The organism is Novosphingobium anseongense (genome assembly GCF_037482895.1).
Taxonomy (GTDB): domain Bacteria; phylum Pseudomonadota; class Alphaproteobacteria; order Sphingomonadales; family Sphingomonadaceae; genus Novosphingobium; species Novosphingobium anseongense.
Genome location: NZ_JBBHJZ010000009.1, coordinates 64135 through 81195, shown reverse-complemented (window position 1 = coordinate 81195; position 17061 = coordinate 64135). Strand labels below are relative to the sequence as shown.

Here is a 17061-nt window from a genome sequence, read left to right as displayed (position 1 = left end):
AGAGAGGATATTGCGATGGGCATTTCGCTTCTGCCGGACAACCCTGCCGCCTGGGCCTGCCGCAGCTGGGAAGAGCTGATGGCGATCCCGCGCGAGGAGCGCGAGAAGCTTCAGCTCGAAGCGGCGAAGATCCAGTTCCACCGCCTGCGCGACCGCATCCCTGCGCTCAAGAAGCTTGCCGACCGCCAGGGCGTCGGTACGATCGACAAGATCGAGGATCTCCTCCCGGTCAGCTTCGATCATCGTGTCCTCAAGAACTATCCGATCCAGATCATCGAGAACCGCGATTTCGCGAAGCTGACGGGATGGCTCGACAAGCTGACCGCGCACGACCTTTCGAAGGTCGATCTGACCGGCCTCAGGACCATCGAGGAATGGCTTGGCCGGCTCGAAGCCTACGGCATGCTGGTGACCTATTCGAGCGGGACCACTGGCAAGCTCTCGTTTGTGCCGCGATCGCGCGACGAGTTCGGACCGTGGAAGTTCCATTTTTTCAACGTCAACTACGCCGCCAGCGGCGTCGATGCCTGGACGACCAAGCTGCCGACGTTCTTCCCCGGTTATCGGGGCGGATATCAGACCATGCTCAAGATGATGAGCCTGTTCAACGTCGAGATGGCCGGCGGCGAAGAGCACTATCACACGCTCTATGATACCCATATCCCGGCCGATCTCATGGCGCTTTCGGGTCGGATGCAGGCTGCCGAGGACAAGGGCGACGTTGCCGCTCTAGGCCTGGACCCGGCCTTGCTCGAACAACGCCAACAGATGCTCGCCCAGGGTCGCGCCAAGGACAGCGATCTTGATGCCTGGTTCGCCAGTCTGATCCAGGAATACAAGGGCCAGCGGGTAAAGATCGGCGGTACTTTCGCGGACATGTTCCGCGTCGCTCGCGCGGGGCTCGAACGCGGGGTAAAATGCGAGTTCGCTCCCGGATCGATCATCTCCGGCGGCGGCGGCATGAAGGGCTACAAGGACGCACCGGACGACTGGGAAGAGCAGATCATGCAATTCTTTGGCGTCGATTTCATGGGCAACCAGTACGGTTTCTCGGAATGCATCGGCAACGCGCCCCTGTGCCGGGCTGGCTTCTTCCATCTACCGCCCTATTCGGTCCCGCTGCTGATGGGAGCCGAAGGCGAAGCGCTTCCGCGCGAGGGTGCGCAAAAGGGCCGCCTGGTGCTCGTCGACCTGATCCCGCAGTCCTATTGGGGCGGTTTCACCTCGGGCGACGAGGTCACAGTCCATTACGACGGCAAATGCGATTGCGGCTGGGATTCGCCGCGTGTGGCCAAGTCCATCCGTCGCTTCGGCGAAAACGAGGGCGGAGAGGACAAGATAACCTGCGCCGGATCACAGCAGGCCTATAACGAATTCATGGAATTCGTGGCGGGAGAAGCGTGATGGATCAGATCCTCGACATCCCGATCATCGCCCGCGGTCGGGTGATCATGCCCGGCGAAGATGCGGTCGAATTCAAGGGCCGCGGCGGCGCCGCCTTCCGCCAGGCCGATCCACACAAGCACGTCCACGATCTGGTTCTCGGCGATACGTCGCGACTGCGCGACCTGCACGATACGCCGATGAAGGACATCATCGACCTCCTGGCCGAACTCGGTCAGCGTCTGTCGCTCGACGACAATCCCTTGATGCAGGAGAGCTTTGCCCTTGCGCTCAAGGCCGGCGGGCTCGCCGAGCCGATCCTGCGCGGGGTCTACGACGCACTGCCGCGGATGTTCGACCCGACGCTCATGACTCAGCTTGTCGAGAAGACCATCGGCCTGGCCTATATCGATGGCTGGGTATCGAGCGGCGGCGACTATGACAGCGTCAGCATCCGCGCGGTCGGCACGCGTCAGCTGCACATCACCGCCGGCAACGTGCCCGTCGTCGCGGCCATGACCCTGGCGCGCGCGGGTCTCACCAAGTCCGACATCCTGATCAAGTCACCGTCGAACGATCCGCTGACCGCCAATGCCATCGCGCGCACTCTGATCGGGCTCGCCCCGGACCATCCGATGACCAGGCATATTGCCGTGGCCTATTGGAAGGGCGGCGACGATTACATGGATTCGCAGATCGTGCGGACCAGCCGGATCGACAAGATTACCGCCTGGGGCGGCATGAGCTCGGTCAAGCATATCCAGAAATTCCTGACACCCGGGATCGACCTGACGGCGCTCAACCCGAAATACTCAATGTCGATGGTCGGCCGCGAGACCTTCGCAAGCGAGGCCGCGATAGACGAATGCGCGATAGGCCTCGCCACGCTGGCCGGTTTCTACAACCAGACGGCCTGCGCCAACACCCGTATCGTCTATGTCGAGAGCGGCACGGATGACGACAGCATCGCCCAGGTCGTCGAACTCGGCCGCAAGATGGTCGCAGCCTATGGTACGATCCCGCCGCTGCTATCGGTGCCGTTCCTGACGCGCAATCGCGAGCTCGAAGCCGAGATGGAAGCCGTGGCGCTCGAGGATGATTTCTACCACGTCGAGGGCGATACGCTGACGGGTGGTTTCATCGTCTCGAAGTTCAACGATCGGGTCGAATTCTTCGACAAGCTCAACAATCGGGTGGTCAATTTTGTGCCGGTCGATGATTTGAGCGACGTCATCAAATGGTGCGACGATACGACGCAAACGGTCGGCCTTTACCCTGAAGAGCGTCGCGCGGGTTTGCTCGACGCCTTTGCACTGGCGGGCGTCCAGAGGCTCGTGTCGCTCGCAGGTGGCGATCCGATGACTGTCTATGCCAACTCACATCATATGCCCCCGGGCTCGCCGCATGACGGCATCGAACCGATGCGGCGCTCCATGCGCTGGGTCGTCGACATGCGCCCGGCGCATCATGCGGCGCACTTGAGCGTGGCAGCCGAGTAACATGGACACACGCCATCTTCGGAGTTTTCTGAAGATTGCGGAGACGCGGTCGATCAGCCGTGCGGCGGAATCGCTGGGCATAGCCCAGCCCTCGCTCAGCCAGCAGCTTTTGCGGCTGGAGGACGAGGTGGGCTTCAGCCTGTTCTGCCGCACACCCAAGGGGGTCGTCCTGACCGAAGCCGGGCGCGTATTCCAGGAACACGCGCGTCAGATCATGACCGCGACCGAACAGGCGATCGAGGACGTCCGTGACCTGACGACCGACGTCAGCGGCGAGGTCGTCCTCGCGGTCCCCTATTCGATCAGCCGGGTCGCAGGTGTTGCCCTGGTCGAAGCGTTTCTCGCCCATGCGCCCCAGGTATCTTTTCGGCTGGTCGAGGCCTTTACTGGACAGATCCGAGGCTGGCTCGATCTCGGCAAGGTCGATCTCGGCATACTGCACGATATGGGACCCGTTCGTCATCTCTCAGCCCGCCGGCTTGCCAGTGAAGAGCTTTTCCTGATCGGGCCGGCGGGCGAATTTGGTACCTTGACCGAACCTTTGCCGGTCGAGCCAGCGAAGCTGGCCGACCTGCCCATGATCCTGCCCGGGCCACAGCACGGCTTGCGGCAGGTGATCGCACGCGAGGCCGATAGGCTGGGAGGCGCTGTGACCGTCGCCCTGGAGCTCGATGCCATGCGCCATCTTGGCGAGCTTATCGCTCGAGGCCACGGCTATTCGATCGCACCGCTCGGCGTGGTGGCGGACGATCTAGAAGCCGAGCGCGTGAGCATCGGACGAATCGGTGATGGAACGATGCGACGCTCCCTCTCGCTGATGCGCAACGCCACGCAGGTCGTCACCCACGCCTCGGTCCGCTGTGAAGATCTGACCGCGAAAGTCCTCACCGGCCTGATCGCAAAGGGGCTTTGGCCAGCGCGAGCCGAACAGTGATTGGACAACCATGACGTATCCCTCAGGACAACTCGATGGCCGCGTGGCTTTGGTCACAGGCGCCGGTCGCGGCATCGGCCAGGAGATAGCCCTGGAACTTGCGCGTCGCGGCGCGAGCATCGTTGTGCACTACAGCGGCAGCGAAGCGGGCGCCCTCGACACCGTTGCACAGATCGAAGCCTTTGGTGGGACAGCAGCCGTCCAACAGGCCGACGTCTCGATACGTAGCGACGTCATCAAGATGTTCGAGGCCATCGACCACATGCATAGTCGGCTCGACATCGTCGTGAATTCAGCTGGTGTGAGCGGCGGTGGCGGGTTAGCCGAACTCGACGAATGGCAGCTCGAGTGGATGCTCGGTGTGAACCTGTGTGGTCCCTTGTTCGTGGCTTCGGAAGCGGCGACGCGGCTCGGCGACGGCGGTCGTATTATCAACCTCTCCTCCTCGCTTGCAGAATATCCGATGGCGGGTGCCGGGGTGTATTCCGCCACCAAAGCCGCGGTGAAAAGCTTCACCGAAAGCTGGTCACGCGAGCTTGGCAAGCGGGGTGTGACCGTGAACACCGTTATACCTGGTGCGACAAGCCCAGGCATGATGGATTCCGCACCCGAAGGTGCTTTCGAGTTCTTCAAAAGTGCGTCGCCTTTCGATCGGGTCGGGCGGGCCGGCGAAATTGCAGCGGTGGTGGCTTTCTTGGCGTCTGCCGAAGCGAGCTGGGTTTCAGGCGCTCACATTCTGGCGAATGGCGCTGCGAACACCTAGGGCTTGTCATTGATAAGGCCGATGTCGCCGACAGAAGCGCCATTGATCTAACCTCTCGTTCGCTCCGATAGCCGCCACCCATTCATCATTCCTTGCGCTTGAAAATCTACGGCTGGGACTGGTCGGCGCACACGCCGGCCAGTCCCGAGATTCCAGTTGCGCCTATATTTGCGCGAGCCCGCCATCAGCGAAAACTTCGCTGCCAGTCATGAAGCTGCTATCTGGCGATGCGAGAAATGCGGCTACTGCGCCGATTTCCGATGGGTCGCCGACATGACCTATTGGGGTGCCGGAGCCCATCTCGATCATTGCATCGCGGCCGACCGCTTCGGCCGCGAGTTCGGTAAGAGTCGGCCCCGGCGAGAGTACGTTCACGCGAATCCCGGTGCCGCGCAAATCCTGTGCCCAGCTCCGCGCGAAGTTGCGCACGGCCGCTTTGGTCGCACTATAGACGCTGAAAGCGGGCGTTCCCATCACGCCCGTGGTCGAGCCGGTCAGGATGATCGATCCACCTGGTCCCATGAGCGGGAGGCCAGTCTGGACGGTGAATAGTACTCCCTTGACGTTGATGTCGAAGGCAGCGTCGTATTGGTCCCGGGTAATATGCCCGAGCGGGACCAGTTCGCCGAACCCGGCGTTTGCGACCAGAATGTCGAGGCTGCCGCGTTCTGCTTTCACTGTCGCGAACAACCGGTCGAGGTCAGCCTGCTCGGTGACCGATCCCTGCACGGCGCGGGCGTTAGGTCCCAGAACCGCTAGCGCTTCGTCCAGCGGACCTTGCCGACGTCCGAAAATGTAAACGAACGCGCCCTCGTCAATGAACCGCTTCGCTGTTCCGAAGCCGATGCCCGTGCCGCCGCCGGTGACGATTGCGGTTTTGCCTTCCAGTCTTTTCATGGCTCATGCCTTTCGAGATTTGAACTGGCACGTAGCTGGCGGCGCACCTACCTATCGACAAGTATGCACCTTTTGGTAAGTAGGATTTTTGTCGAGCACGCCCTCTTGCAACCCCGGTTTCTCCTGCGGCCTGGACGCCACGCTTCGCGTCATCGCAGGCAAGTGGAAGCCGCTGATCATCTACTTCCTGATCCAGGGGCCGAACCGCTATGGCGAGCTCAAGCGGGCGGTTCGCGGCGTGAGCGACAAGATGCTGATCCAGCAACTGAAAGAATTGGATAGCGACGGCATCGTCACGCGCCACGACTATCAAGAAGTTCCACCGCGCGTGGACTACACGTTGACGCCACTGGGCCACAGTCTGGCGGAGGCCCTCACGCCGCTTTGCAACTGGGGAAGCGACAACATGGCCGAGGTCGCGCGTATCTTTGCGGAACGGGAATCTTGGTCCGCTGGCGCACCGGGACCACGCCCGAGTTAGTGATGGGTCGAGCACATTGCGTGGCGTCGGAGCCCGCCGACATCGCCGCCGCTCGGGGTGCTCTTTTTTGCACCTCAATAGACGTCGCACGTTCGTGATCTCGCGCTTGGGTCGAAAATGCGAAGCCGACCTGCCGCATGAGTTCTGCGATGGCGCCTGTAGCGGGCGCCAGCGGTTGGGGAGAAGCCGCCGCGGTTCGCCCATTCCAACCGACCGCATCCCGCGCTAACAAGGCGATATGAAGCCTGACCACACAAAAGCCGTTGAGATCGTTGGGCGAATTGAAGCCGTGCCAGCCATTCTCGAGACGGTATGCGCCGTCACCCGAATGGGATTTGCAGCGGTCGCCAGGGTGACCGAAAGCGAGTGGGTGGCATATGCCGTCCGTGACGAGATCGATTTTGGCCTTCTTCCTGGCGGGGACCTGCAACTCGACACCACGATCTGCAACGAAATCCGCCAGTCTCGGCAGGCCGTCGTCATTCCCGATACCCTGGCCGATCCGGTATACTGCGACCATCACACGCCCAAGATGTACGGGTTTCGCAGCTACGCTTCCTATCCGATCATCCTGTCGAACGGTAGCATGTGGGGCACTCTGTGCGCGATCGATCCCGAGCCGCGCGACCTCGATCGCCCGGAGATCGCGAACCTCTTTCGCATGTTCGCCGACCTGATCGGTTTTCATCTCAATATGACGGGGCTGCTGGATCTTACCGAAGCTAGCCTCAATGCCGAAGCTGAGACAGGTTTGCAGCGAGAACAGTTCATTGCGGTTCTAGGGCACGATATTCGCAATCCGCTGGCATCGGTTCAAGCGGGCATCAGCATGCTCAGGCGCAGGCCTGACGAAGAGCGAACCGACCTCGTTCTCGATCGCATGCAGGCAAGCGTCGATCGAATGGCGCGCCTGGTCGACGACATCCTGGATTTCTCTCGTGGTCGCCTCGGTGAAGGCGTGCCTTTGAAATTCGCCAAAACCGACATTGCAGCGCTCGTTCGACAAGTGGTCGACGAACTGGCCTCCAACCATCCCGATCGTTCGCTCCTGATCGAGGAAGAGGCCCAGGTTTCCGTCGCGTGTGATCCACAGCGCATGGGGCAGTTGGTGTCGAATCTCGTCGCGAACGCCGTCACACATGGCGACAGCGGTGAACCTGTCCGCATTGGCAGCAGAACGAGCGGCAGTGACCTTGAAATCTACATCGCAAATAGCGGCAATGAGATTTCCGATGATGTACGCGAGAAGCTGTTTCAGCCCTTCCAACGAGGCGGCCAGAACGACTCGAATTCGGAAGGATTGGGATTGGGCCTCTACATCGCTTCGGTGATCGCCAAAGCCCACGAGGGCGTGTTGGAGGTATCATCGACGCCCATGGAAACGCGGTTCACGTTCAAGATGCCGCGTTGAGGAAAGTCGTCCGGTTCGCTGTTTTGCGTTGAATTGAAAGGGATTGTCGGAACTGTAAGGCGATCACGCCGTTCGATAGAACCTAGGCATTGATGGGATCGAGAAATCGAAGAGCCGTCGTATTTGGATGAGCTCTCATGGGTCGGGCCGTAAGTTCGAGTAAAAGTGTTGTTCTGGTGGTCGAAGACGAGCCCCTCATCCGGATGCTGGCCGTGGAAATGGTCGAGGACGCTGGCTTCGTCGCGATCGAGGCGGTCAACGCTGACGATGCGATCCTGATACTGGAGGCGCGTTCCGACATTCGCGTCGTGTTCACGGACATTCAGATGCCCGGGAGCCTGGATGGAATGAGGCTTGCGGCCCGCGTTCGCGATCTATGGCCGCCAATAGAAATCATCATCACGTCGGGAAATGTTACCAGGGACAAGGTCGTGCTGCCGTCGCGCGCTCAGTTCGTGCCGAAGCCATATCGCCCAGCGGAAGTGATCGGTCTCCTGGAGCGTATGGCCAGATAGCCGAGATCACCGATCTTTTCGCAAGACGTCCCGATTTTCGTCATTCCTTTCGCCAACGATAGCGATCGTTCGAGCGGAACGATCCCGTTTTCTGGAAGCTCCCCTTCATTCATCAGGCTAAAGCGAGGAATCCAAGCGGCCACCTTTGGCGTTTTGCGGTCACCGAGGCTTGAGTGTGTCGCGATCCATCGGCGCGAGCTTCGCCAATAGCCGGTTCTGCGCAGCGAAAGGCACGTGAGCCTCGCGCATGGCGCGTTGCAGGTTCTCCACGAGCGCGTTGAGATCCACCATCTTGAGGCCGAGATCCTTGTGCGTCGACGCCATGTCCCGCCCACTGTAGTCGCAACCCGCGTTGAGGATGTAGCAGAATTGCTCGTAGAGCGTCCGGCGCAGTCGCACCATGTCGTGCGCCTTGAAAATGGCGGTAGTGCGGTGATCGTTCTCGCTGAGCTCAACCAGTCGTGCCGTTATGCTGCGGATTCCGTCCTGCCCGCCGAATGTCCTCGCCATGGTCTTTCCGCTGAACGGCCGTGCACCGGCATTTGCGTTCGATTGCGTGTATGGGGCCACCGGTGTCTCGCCGGTTGCTGGATCGCGGACCTTCTGTTCGACGCCGAATTCCTTGTCCCAATCGATCGGCGGCTCGGAAGGAGGCGGCGTGGCTTGGGCGGCGAGCAGCAAGAGGAAGGAGAAAGCCATCGGATCGTCCTCAAAATGCGAGCTGGGCTGACAGATAAGCACCGCGCTGACCGCCGAAGGTCGCGATCGAGCCAAGATCGGCATAGGCGCCCGTCAAGGTGACGTTTCGGGTCAGCGCGTAGGCCACGAAAACGTCCTTCGCGTCATTTTCGTGCGCGATCGCTAGATTGTCGGGCTTGGTGCGGTATTCGCCACCGACAACCAAGCGCCGGGAGAGCTGATAAGCGATCGATCCCTCGAACTGCGCCGAATATTTGTCATTGCGATCACTGCCATATCCGAGAAGACCCAGCTGGTTGGCTTTGGTCAGCCGAAACGTGGTGTTGACCAGCAGGCTGTAGCGCAGGAACAGCTTGGTGGCGCTGAGCGTGAAATCGGTGCCGCGGTCATGCCGCGCGCCGACAGCGCGCGCGACGGGGCCGTCGAGATTGCGTTTGTGCTGAACGCCAATGCTTAGTTGCGGGAGCAGGGACTTGCCATACACAGCGTCGCCCAGCAGGCGCAGTTTGGCGCCGTAGATGTCCTGGTTGAGGGTATAGCCCTTGCCGAGGCCAAGCGCCGCGCCGACCATTCGGGTATCGAAATTCTGACGGGCATAGCTGAATTCAAGGCGATCGCCGATGCCGACGGCGATGCCGTGGCTTTCGAGGCCATAGTCGGGCAGCTCGACGACCGTGACATGGCCGGTAATGCCGATCCCCGAGCCGGTTTCCAGGCCGCTGATCGTCGCCCAAGTCGCAAGGCCGCCACCTCCCGAGCCTTCGACAGTCGAGATTCCATTGGTAAGCAGGAGCTTGCCGCCTTCGAACAGATCTTGCGCGTGGGCAGCGCCCGGCACGGAAGAGATGCCAAGGGCCAGCAAGGCGGCCAGGGTGATAGGTCGTCCAAGCATTCGTGCTGAATATTTGGGAGGCATGAGAATAAGGTTAATCGCGCTGGAACGGGCTTGACCCGTTGTTAACGCGTCGCGCGCTAGGCACGAGGCCATGCGCAACCGGGCTTTGATTTCGATACTGGCGAGCTTGGGAGCGATCGTGGCGGCGACGGGCGCGCTCGCGGCCGGCGAGAAGCATGTCAGTGTGCAAGTCGTCGATCAACGCGGCATGCCGATACGCGACGCCGTGGTCGAGATCGAGCGCCCCGCAACCAGCACCGGCGCCTTCAGTTTTCCGTGGCGCAACGCCATGGCGCAGCGAAACCTGGCCTTCACGCCCGGTACACTGATCGTGCCGCGCGGTAGCGTCGTTGCATTTCCCAACCTCGATACCGTCCGGCACAGCATCTACAGCTTCTCTCGCGCAGCCCGCTTCAAGTTTGATCTCTACGGGCGCGACCAGTCGCGCACCCAGCGCTTCGATGTCAGCGGCACGGTCGCGCTAGGCTGCAATATCCACGATCAGATGCGCGGCTACGTGAGGGTCGTGAATACCCCGTTCGCCGCCAAGACCGACCAGAACGGCATCGCCCGGGTCGAGGGCCTGGGAGGCGGGAGCTATCGCGTTACAATCTGGCATCCGCAGCTGCGAGCGCCCAACAATGAGCAGAGCGAGATGCTCAGCGCGCCGGCATCGGGGCAGCCGGTTCGCGCTGCGGTCATTTTGCGATGAAAATTCTGCTGTCTTCGGTGCAACGGTTGTCGCGCCTGTCCTTCACTTCGCTGCGAACGCGCATCGCAGTCGTCTTCATAGCGCTGCTTGGACTGACTCTCTCCGCCTCGCTGGTAGTCGCCGATTTCGGCATCAACGGTCATGGACGCCGCATCGCCGAACGCAACATGGCGTCGAACGCCCGCATCTTCGACGAGCTGATCGAGCAGCGCGACCATCAGATGCGCGGAGCGGCGGTGGTGCTGGCGAACGATTTCGGTTTTCGCCAGGCTTTCGCCACGGGCGACACGACGACGGTCGCCTCTTCGCTGACCAGCTTGCGTGACAGGTCTGGTGCAGGCGCGGCGCTTATCGTCGACCTGAATGCCCAGATCATCTCGAGCGCGGGCACGCCCGCGATCGATGGGACGCTGCTCTGGCCGGCGCTCGACAGCGGCCGCAAAAGCGGCATGATCGACCTTGGCGGAAAACTTTCTCTCGCTGTCGCCGCGCCGATCAACACTCCCGATCTCGCTGGCTGGCTGCTGCTGGTGCAACCGCTCGATGGCAGCGAAATGCGCCAGATGGCGAGACTTGCGGCGATTCCGATCACCGCGCAGGTCCTTACGTCCGACGAGGTCACGGGCGCGCTCGCTACCTTGCCGCTGGGCAAGGTGTCCTCGCGGGCCGGCCGGGGCGAGGAAGTGCTCTACCGGCTCTCGACCGTGCCGAGCCTTCAGGAGGGTCTAAAACCACGCCTGATGCTGCGCCATTCGCTGACCAAGGCGCTTGCCGACTACCAGTCGCTCAAGCACATCCTGGCTGCCATTGCGCTGGCAGGCATCGTGCTGGCCGCCTGGATCGGCACGCGGCTGGCGACGGGCATCACCCGTCCGTTACGCGCGCTGGCCGATGCCACGCGCCGGTTCGCCGCGGGCGAGGTGGCCAAGGTCGAGGTCGACAGCATCGACGAAGTCGGACAGCTCGCCGGAAGTTTCAATGCCATGGTTGAAGCGATAGAGGACCGTGAACGCAAGATCACTCACATCGCGCTGCATGACGGCCTGACCAACCTGCCAAACCGCCGCCTGTTCATCGAGCAGCTCGATCACGCTTTGGAACGTCTGTCCAGCGAGACACGGGCCTTGGTGGCCTTCATCGACCTCGACGATTTCAAGTCGATCAACGACACGCTCGGGCATCCGATCGGCGACGAGTTTCTCAAGGGCATTTCCAGCCGATTGCGGGGCGAATTTCCCAATGCGACCGTGGCGCGGTTCGGCGGCGACGAATTCGGCATCCTGTTCCCAGCCTTGGGCAAAGACGACGACGTCGCCTCGCTCGCGCGCCTGCTCAACGCCTGCTTCGACGAAGATCTGCAACTTACCAGTCACGTGATATCGGCCTCGGCGAGCTTCGGCATCTCGGTCGCACCGGCCGATGGCAAAGACAGTGTCACCCTGCTCAAGAACGCCGACCTCGCGCTCTATCGGGCGAAGAATGACGGCAAGGGCAACTACCACTTCTTCGAAGCATCACTCGACGAGGAGGCCCGTCGACGTCGGCAGTTGGACCTCGATTTGCGCCGTGCAGTGCGTGACGGTGCCTTCGAGCTGTATTTCCAACCGCTCTACAGCTTGCGCGAAGAGCGGCTCAAAGGCTTCGAGGCGCTGATCCGCTGGCATCACCCCGAGCGGGGAATGATCAGTCCGGTCGAATTCATACCGGTTGCCGAAGAGACCGGGCTCATCATCCCGATCGGCGAATGGGTGATCCGCGAGGCCTGCCGTCAGGCCGTGTCCTGGCCGGATGGCATTTCCGTAGCGGTCAACATTTCGCCCAAGCAGTTCTCCAGTCCGGTCCTGTCGAGCATGATCGTCCAGGCGCTCGCAAGCAGCGGTCTGCCCCCCGAGCGCCTCGAACTCGAGATCACCGAAAGCATCTTCATCGCCAATGTGCAGCGGACCCTGGGCACGCTGCACGGCTTGCGCTCGCTGGGCGTTCGGATTTCGCTTGATGACTTCGGCACGGGATACTCGTCGCTTAGCTACCTGCGGTCCTTCCCGTTCGACAAGCTGAAGATCGACCAAAGCTTCGTGCGTGACCTGGGGCAGCAGGCCAACGCCAACGCCATCATCCGTGCCATCACCACGCTTGCCGATGCGCTCGGGATTGAGACCATCGCGGAAGGGGTGGAGGATGCGCAGCAGGCCGAGATTCTCAGAAGCGAAGGATGCCGGCAGATTCAGGGCTATCTGATGAGCCGGCCCGTAGCGTCGAGCGAAGTGCTCAAGCTGATCGCCAGCAATTTCGGAGTGGCGCGGGCACATACCAGCCTCGCCGGTTAAGCTTCCCGTACCATCGTCGCAACTGACCGTGCCTTGCTCTGCGGGCTTGCGTCAGTCTTCTCTGCAGACTTGCCGGTCAAGGCGATCGTTGCAGTCGGCGCGTGAGCAGGGGTTTGCGTTGGAGTCAGCCAACGGTCCCGACGCTGCCAAATCGCCTCGATCTCAATTCTTTCGAAATTCTCAGGGGTTGCTGATCGCGACGAGCCGAAGTTTAATTGCGGCACGACGCATCCTAACCGCTTCGCCATGCGTAGTTCCGCTGGGCTGGGTGCTCAGGAGATTATCTATGCCTTCATTTCGCAAAACCGCTTTCGCGCTCTTGATCGCTTCGGCAGCGATTGCGGGCAACCCGGCCATCGCCAAGAATCCGATGGTGGGCGGAGCGGCCATGTATCCGACGAAGACGATCGTCGAAAACGCGATGAATTCGCGAGACCACACGACTCTCGTCGCGGCGGTCAAGGCAGCGGGCCTTGTCGAGACCTTGTCAGCGGCCGGCCCGTTCACGGTCTTCGCTCCCACCAACGCGGCCTTCGCCAAGCTGCCTGCGGGCACTGTCGATACTCTGGTCAAGCCTGAGAACAAGGCGACGCTGACGGGGATTCTGACCTATCACGTTGTCCCTGGCCGCATCACCGCCCAGCAGATCACGACCGATGCCAGGGCCCATAGCGGTACTGCCACCTACACCACGGTGCAGGGCGGAACGCTGTCGTTCGCGCGGTCGGGATCGGGCTGGAGAATTACTGACGCGAAGGGAGGCCATGCCATGATCACGACGGCCAATGTCATGCAATCGAACGGTGTGATCCACGTCATCGACACGGTCCTTATGCCCTGATGCATTGAACTTGTGGCCGCGAGTGCAACATATGCTCGTGGCCATAGGCATCCTTCTAGACCAATGCTTCCCCAGGGCGTTCGTCCACAGATGGTGCGCGGACCGTATCTGACCATCTCCCTTCAGACACTGGCTCAGTCTTTCCGATCGTCGAATGGGCATGAAACAGTTGCAGCTGGCGCGAGAGGCGCGGCATGAACGGTCCAAATATCGGTGCTTCGCGCTATATCGGTCAGCGGATCCCGCGTAAGGAAGACCCCCGGGCTGCTGACCCGGCGTGGTCAGTTCGTAGACGATATCTTCCTGCCTGGAATATTGGATTGCACCTTCGTGCAGAGCCCGATTGCGCTTGTATCGCCGACATAGCGGTCGCTCGGCTGGGCACAGGCGCTACCTGGAAGCTGCCGCTCATTTAGAAAGCCGAGAGCGCGAACGGCCTGCGAACTCGCCCTAGTTCTTTGATGAGGTGCCGTCGCGGAGAAGCTGTTCAACCTCCCTGATCTTTAATCTGCGATAGAAGCATTGCCGCTGATTAAGTGTCGCCTTGCCATCGAGATAGTAGCCCCAATTCGGAGATCCGGGAAAAGCTGGGGTGACGCTGACGCGATGCGCAATGGTCGAGCATGCCTCGGCAGTCTTCTTGACCTGTTCCCAAGTTGGGCTTGGAGGTGGCTGCGACGCGACCGGCGCGCTGATGGCCGAGCAGTAGACGATAACGTATATCGATCGCATTATCTCTCGGTCCCTCACACGGCAATCCGCCTGCGGTGCTTGCCCAACACGGGATGAATGGTCGCTTTAAGAAGCGACGGTTGATCACTGAAGAGGCCGCTATTGGCATTTTGTGAGCGCTGTGCTCGCACGTGAGCGGAAAAGGGGCGGAACATGAACTATATGGACGGCCTGACGGTTGCGGCCAATTGGGCGACGATACTGACCGCGGCCATCGCTACAGTCGCCTATGGCCGCTTCATCTGCGGGCAGTGGCGGCGACGCAAGTCATTGGAAGCCTACCTGCTAAATGAAAAAATGCGTCGCGACGATGAGGGAAGGCGAAGCGTAATACATTTGATGGCGCATTTGGGCATGACGGAAACCGAGGTTCTTGCCGCTGCTTTTCAGAGCAAAGTCATCACGGTCGTTCCTGGCATGGACGATAGCGGGAGAGCGAGCAGATTGCTCTTCGAGTATGATGGTGATGACTTGCCCATGTCGCGAAAATTCTGAAGTATTGCCGAGACGGGTTAGGGGTGAATGGAAAAGCAAGACGCGCGAAATTGGGGGCTGTTCGTATTGGTCCTCGCGTTGGGTGGTGGCGGAGTTTGGTGGCTCTCGCCTCAGCAGAGAGCCGCGCGCGTCTGTGATGACGCGATCCGCGCCGAGCTCATTGCGCCTTCGACCTATCGCCGGATAAAAACTGGCGAACTGTTCGGTGACCCGCCGTCCATGTCGATCGTGTATGAGGCAAAGAACGCATTTGGTGTTGCGATCGAGCATCGCGGATATTGTAAATTGAATGCAGAAAGATCGGCGGCCACGTGGAGCCAGGCGCTCGACGATCTGATCCGCCGACAGCGTGAATTGCGGTAACGCCGACAAAAGAGGAGTTCGCTTCTCAGCCTTACGCCCCCAGAAGCAGATGCCCCGCCCGATGCTCCCGATCCTTGGAAGGAACCTAGCAAAGGTTAGCGATTTCGGTATCAATTGGTGCATGACGACACAGGATTGGATATGGTTCGTTGTAGGTGAGGGCGTGCTCGTTCTCACCCTGTGGTGGGCATACAAAGATCAATGCATCGGCATCGACGGTGGCTTCGAGTTTCCCCGCGCAACCCGCCCAATCAGATTCTGGCTGTTCACCTCGATTTGCACCGTCATGGCTGTTGGCTGTCCGATTTTGTATAGCCTTTCGTTTCTTGGCTATTAGGGATGGTTTACGACCGATAGCGCCGACATAGGAGACATTCGGCGGTTCAGATGGTTTACCTGAAAGCCGTCCTTCATTCATAGGTTCGAGGAGTAGAGAAATCCGATTGCCTTTGTGACGAAGCTGCTACTCGTCCTCCTGGCTGTGAATGGCCGGTTTCCGATGCAGCAGACGTTCGCGGCGCTCAAACAGTCAGCAGCGCTCTCATCGCGGGCGATCGGTGGATCATCGTGCATCTGTCTCTCCTGAAGGTGCTAGCTTTGAAGCACCAGCAGTCCATCGTTCCCAGACCAACCGATATGACGTGGCCGCAACGCGCAGCCAGCTAAGTGGCGCCTGATTCGGCGGGAGTAACCATTCCATACCATTGTCCGGTAACGGTGCGGATCATTAACATCGACCTATCGTCTGCCTCGGGCTGAAGCCGATAGCGGTCGTGATCGGCATTATTCTGGAGCCAATGCCGCGCCCAGGTCAGCGCCGCAAATTCGCTCTCGACCTCGCCGTTCTTCACCGCGGTGCTGCCGTTGTCCTCGCGCACCAACTTCCATTCCATAGCCTTGAATCTCCTTTCTCGAACTGAAGCGCCGGGTAAATTGACTTCGCCAAACGGCAGGCGGACCGGCACATTCCTGCTTCCGCTCAAGCCACCGCTCGAGCAGATGGCGGGTCACCGGAAATCGATCACGCCATCGACCGCGAGCCATCCGGTGGGGCGGATCATCCCCTCATGCGAAATGCACACGGAGTGAAGCGCGGCCTCGATCTCGCGCTGCCAATGCTGGAGAAACTCAAACAGCACCGGGAAATCAGGCGCTAGATCGTACTCCTGCCAAACGAACAGCTGTAACAGCGAGGGCGCATCGGGACGATAATAGTGAATCTCTGCCGTAGTCAGCCGACGGCCCTCTAGCTGCACGATGAAGTCCCGCTGGCTCATGGCGACGCGCTGAGACCTTCCGCGGGCCTGTCGAGCGCATGCATGGCGGCAAGGATGTCATCGACCGGCACCGCCCGCTTGGCGCCGGGCGGCTTCCGCATTGCGGGCTGGTCACGGACTGCGGATCGATCGGACGCCCAGGATGCAAGAATGGCGCGCTTCACTTCCGGCTCCAGACTGGGATGACGCGCAACATCGAAGGGATGAAGAAAACGGGAAAATGGCTGCGACATGGCCGTGCCTCCTTTCCTAGTGTCGCTCCTTTCGTGCGCGGGACTTTGCCCGTGCGGGTCCAGATTTTGGTTCGACTTTGAGTCGCGTCAAGAGGATTTCTTCATCCTAACCCACTGATAAGGGGGGAATTGCCACTCGCTCAGATCGAGTGCCAATTTTTTTCACTTACCCTCTTGATCACCAAAATCGGTTTTCATATTTCTGCGGCGCTCCTCGCTGAGATGGCGGGGAGATCATCACATCTTGTTTTGCATCTGGAGGTTATGCATGCATTTCCGCCCCTTGCACGACCGTGTGGTCGTCCGCCGCCTTGAGGCCGAGGAAAAGACCTCGGGCGGCATCATCATCCCCGACACCGCCAAGGAAAAGCCGCAGGAAGGCGAAGTCGTCGCCGTCGGCCCGGGCACCCGCGACGATAGCGGGCGGCTCGACGAGACGACGGTAAAGACCGGCGACCGCGTCCTCTTCGGCAAGTGGTCGGGAACCGAGGTCAAGATCGACGGCGAGGATCTGCTCATCATGAAGGAGAGCGACATCCTCGGCGTGATCGAGCCCAAGGCAGAGCTCAAGCAGGCGGCTTGAGGCTGACCTGTCCCACTAACA

At 60.6% G+C, this 17061-nt stretch carries 20 protein-coding genes; 14 read left to right on the top strand and 6 right to left on the bottom strand.

Translation table 11 applies throughout. From position 1 onward, the window contains the following. Window positions 1-15: 15 nt before the first annotated feature. The 4 genes from WG901_RS23215 to WG901_RS23200 are packed head-to-tail and all read left to right on the top strand — an operon-like array spanning window position 16 to window position 4579. Window positions 16-1404 (top strand): hypothetical protein, encoded by a 1389-nt coding sequence (locus WG901_RS23215; RefSeq protein ID WP_339589517.1) that lies wholly within the window; start codon window positions 16-18, stop codon window positions 1402-1404. Then, window positions 1404-2882, top strand: a complete 1479-nt coding sequence (locus tag WG901_RS23210; protein ID WP_339589516.1) for an acyl-CoA reductase — start codon at window positions 1404-1406, stop codon at window positions 2880-2882. Before WG901_RS23215 ends, WG901_RS23210 begins: the two co-directional genes overlap by 1 nt. A 1-nt stretch (window position 2883) precedes the next feature. Then, entirely contained in the window at window positions 2884-3816 is a 933-nt protein-coding gene (locus WG901_RS23205) for a LysR family transcriptional regulator (protein ID WP_339589515.1), read from the top strand. Between the two features lie 10 nt (window positions 3817-3826). Then, complete coding sequence (locus WG901_RS23200; RefSeq protein ID WP_339589514.1) at window positions 3827-4579, top strand: SDR family oxidoreductase; 753 nt, start codon at window positions 3827-3829, stop codon at window positions 4577-4579. 162 nt (window positions 4580-4741) lie between these two features. Here the strand turns inward: WG901_RS23200 and WG901_RS23195 are convergent, their stop codons facing one another. Further along, complete coding sequence (locus WG901_RS23195) at window positions 4742-5476, bottom strand: SDR family NAD(P)-dependent oxidoreductase (RefSeq protein WP_339589513.1); 735 nt, start codon at window positions 5474-5476, stop codon at window positions 4742-4744. An 88-nt stretch (window positions 5477-5564) separates the two neighbouring features. On the opposite strand from WG901_RS23195, the gene WG901_RS23190 reads away from it, so the two are divergent. From WG901_RS23190 to WG901_RS23180, 3 genes are all read left to right on the top strand, one after another. Beyond that, window positions 5565-5957: a winged helix-turn-helix transcriptional regulator gene (locus WG901_RS23190; RefSeq protein ID WP_339589512.1), complete on the top strand. Its 393-nt coding sequence runs from the start codon at window positions 5565-5567 to the stop codon at window positions 5955-5957. A 238-nt stretch (window positions 5958-6195) separates the two neighbouring features. Then, complete coding sequence (locus WG901_RS23185; RefSeq protein ID WP_339589511.1) at window positions 6196-7368, top strand: sensor histidine kinase; 1173 nt, start codon at window positions 6196-6198, stop codon at window positions 7366-7368. 176 nt (window positions 7369-7544) lie between these two features. Further along, window positions 7545-7883, top strand: coding sequence for a response regulator (locus WG901_RS23180; protein WP_339589510.1), 339 nt, complete (start codon window positions 7545-7547; stop codon window positions 7881-7883). A gap of 159 nt (window positions 7884-8042) precedes the next feature. Here WG901_RS23180 and WG901_RS23175 read toward each other — a convergent pair whose 3' ends face one another. Further along, window positions 8043-8582 carry a group I truncated hemoglobin gene (locus WG901_RS23175; protein WP_339589509.1) on the bottom strand — a complete coding sequence of 180 codons (540 nt, stop codon included), beginning with the start codon at window positions 8580-8582 and terminating at the stop codon, window positions 8043-8045. Window positions 8583-8592: 10 nt separating this feature from the next. Next, window positions 8593-9570 (bottom strand): DUF3034 family protein, encoded by a 978-nt coding sequence (locus WG901_RS23170; protein ID WP_339589508.1) that lies wholly within the window; start codon window positions 9568-9570, stop codon window positions 8593-8595. On the opposite strand from WG901_RS23170, the gene WG901_RS23165 reads away from it, so the two are divergent. The 6 genes from WG901_RS23165 (at window position 9569) to WG901_RS23140 (ending at window position 15284) form a co-directional block, all read left to right on the top strand. Next, the gene (locus WG901_RS23165; protein ID WP_339589507.1) at window positions 9569-10189 is read left to right on the top strand and encodes a cupredoxin domain-containing protein; all 621 of its coding nucleotides are present in this window, start codon (window positions 9569-9571) and stop codon (window positions 10187-10189) included. The genes WG901_RS23170 and WG901_RS23165 overlap by 2 nt on opposite strands. Then, window positions 10186-12516 (top strand): putative bifunctional diguanylate cyclase/phosphodiesterase, encoded by a 2331-nt coding sequence (locus tag WG901_RS23160; protein WP_339589506.1) that lies wholly within the window; start codon window positions 10186-10188, stop codon window positions 12514-12516. The genes WG901_RS23165 and WG901_RS23160 overlap by 4 nt, the downstream gene beginning before the upstream one ends. A 286-nt stretch (window positions 12517-12802) precedes the next feature. Continuing rightward, a complete protein-coding gene (locus tag WG901_RS23155) occupies window positions 12803-13357 on the top strand; it encodes a fasciclin domain-containing protein (protein ID WP_339589505.1) in 555 nt (184 codons plus the stop codon). A gap of 885 nt (window positions 13358-14242) precedes the next feature. Next, on the top strand, window positions 14243-14584 hold the full coding sequence (locus WG901_RS23150) for a hypothetical protein (RefSeq protein ID WP_339589504.1): 342 nt from the start codon (window positions 14243-14245) through the stop codon (window positions 14582-14584). A gap of 27 nt (window positions 14585-14611) precedes the next feature. Further along, on the top strand, window positions 14612-14947 hold the full coding sequence (locus tag WG901_RS23145) for a hypothetical protein (protein WP_339589503.1): 336 nt from the start codon (window positions 14612-14614) through the stop codon (window positions 14945-14947). A 121-nt stretch (window positions 14948-15068) separates the two neighbouring features. After that, window positions 15069-15284, top strand: a complete 216-nt coding sequence (locus WG901_RS23140; RefSeq protein WP_339589502.1) for a hypothetical protein — start codon at window positions 15069-15071, stop codon at window positions 15282-15284. 325 nt (window positions 15285-15609) lie between these two features. On the opposite strand, the gene WG901_RS23135 is transcribed toward WG901_RS23140, so the two are convergent. From WG901_RS23135 to WG901_RS23125, 3 genes are all read right to left on the bottom strand, one after another. Next, the gene (locus WG901_RS23135; RefSeq protein ID WP_339589501.1) at window positions 15610-15840 is read right to left on the bottom strand and encodes a hypothetical protein; all 231 of its coding nucleotides are present in this window, start codon (window positions 15838-15840) and stop codon (window positions 15610-15612) included. Between the two features lie 114 nt (window positions 15841-15954). Continuing rightward, on the bottom strand, window positions 15955-16224 hold the full coding sequence (locus tag WG901_RS23130; protein ID WP_339589500.1) for an usg protein: 270 nt from the start codon (window positions 16222-16224) through the stop codon (window positions 15955-15957). After that, complete coding sequence (locus WG901_RS23125) at window positions 16221-16457, bottom strand: hypothetical protein (RefSeq protein WP_339589499.1); 237 nt, start codon at window positions 16455-16457, stop codon at window positions 16221-16223. Before WG901_RS23125 ends, WG901_RS23130 begins: the two co-directional genes overlap by 4 nt. 268 nt (window positions 16458-16725) lie before the next feature. Here WG901_RS23125 and groES point away from each other — a divergent pair, with 268 nt between their 5' ends. Further along, complete coding sequence (gene groES, locus WG901_RS23120; RefSeq protein WP_339589498.1) at window positions 16726-17040, top strand: co-chaperone GroES; 315 nt, start codon at window positions 16726-16728, stop codon at window positions 17038-17040. Window positions 17041-17061: the final 21 nt, after the last annotated feature.

Coding starts and splice junctions, on each gene's coding strand:
- WG901_RS23215 (WP_339589517.1), top strand. CDS start 16: ATGGGCATTTCGCTTCTGCCGGACAACCCTGCCGCCTGGGCCTGCCGC.
- WG901_RS23210 (WP_339589516.1), top strand. CDS start 1,404: ATGGATCAGATCCTCGACATCCCGATCATCGCCCGCGGTCGGGTGATC.
- WG901_RS23205 (WP_339589515.1), top strand. CDS start 2,884: ATGGACACACGCCATCTTCGGAGTTTTCTGAAGATTGCGGAGACGCGG.
- WG901_RS23200 (WP_339589514.1), top strand. CDS start 3,827: ATGACGTATCCCTCAGGACAACTCGATGGCCGCGTGGCTTTGGTCACA.
- WG901_RS23195 (WP_339589513.1), bottom strand. CDS start 5,476: ATGAAAAGACTGGAAGGCAAAACCGCAATCGTCACCGGCGGCGGCACG.
- WG901_RS23185 (WP_339589511.1), top strand. CDS start 6,196: ATGAAGCCTGACCACACAAAAGCCGTTGAGATCGTTGGGCGAATTGAA.
- WG901_RS23175 (WP_339589509.1), bottom strand. CDS start 8,582: ATGGCTTTCTCCTTCCTCTTGCTGCTCGCCGCCCAAGCCACGCCGCCT.
- WG901_RS23165 (WP_339589507.1), top strand. CDS start 9,569: ATGCGCAACCGGGCTTTGATTTCGATACTGGCGAGCTTGGGAGCGATC.
- WG901_RS23170 (WP_339589508.1), bottom strand. CDS start 9,570: ATGGCCTCGTGCCTAGCGCGCGACGCGTTAACAACGGGTCAAGCCCGT.
- WG901_RS23160 (WP_339589506.1), top strand. CDS start 10,186: ATGAAAATTCTGCTGTCTTCGGTGCAACGGTTGTCGCGCCTGTCCTTC.
- WG901_RS23155 (WP_339589505.1), top strand. CDS start 12,803: ATGCCTTCATTTCGCAAAACCGCTTTCGCGCTCTTGATCGCTTCGGCA.
- WG901_RS23150 (WP_339589504.1), top strand. CDS start 14,243: ATGAACTATATGGACGGCCTGACGGTTGCGGCCAATTGGGCGACGATA.
- WG901_RS23145 (WP_339589503.1), top strand. CDS start 14,612: ATGGAAAAGCAAGACGCGCGAAATTGGGGGCTGTTCGTATTGGTCCTC.
- WG901_RS23140 (WP_339589502.1), top strand. CDS start 15,069: ATGACGACACAGGATTGGATATGGTTCGTTGTAGGTGAGGGCGTGCTC.
- WG901_RS23135 (WP_339589501.1), bottom strand. CDS start 15,840: ATGGAATGGAAGTTGGTGCGCGAGGACAACGGCAGCACCGCGGTGAAG.
- WG901_RS23130 (WP_339589500.1), bottom strand. CDS start 16,224: ATGAGCCAGCGGGACTTCATCGTGCAGCTAGAGGGCCGTCGGCTGACT.
- WG901_RS23125 (WP_339589499.1), bottom strand. CDS start 16,457: ATGTCGCAGCCATTTTCCCGTTTTCTTCATCCCTTCGATGTTGCGCGT.
- groES (WP_339589498.1), top strand. CDS start 16,726: ATGCATTTCCGCCCCTTGCACGACCGTGTGGTCGTCCGCCGCCTTGAG.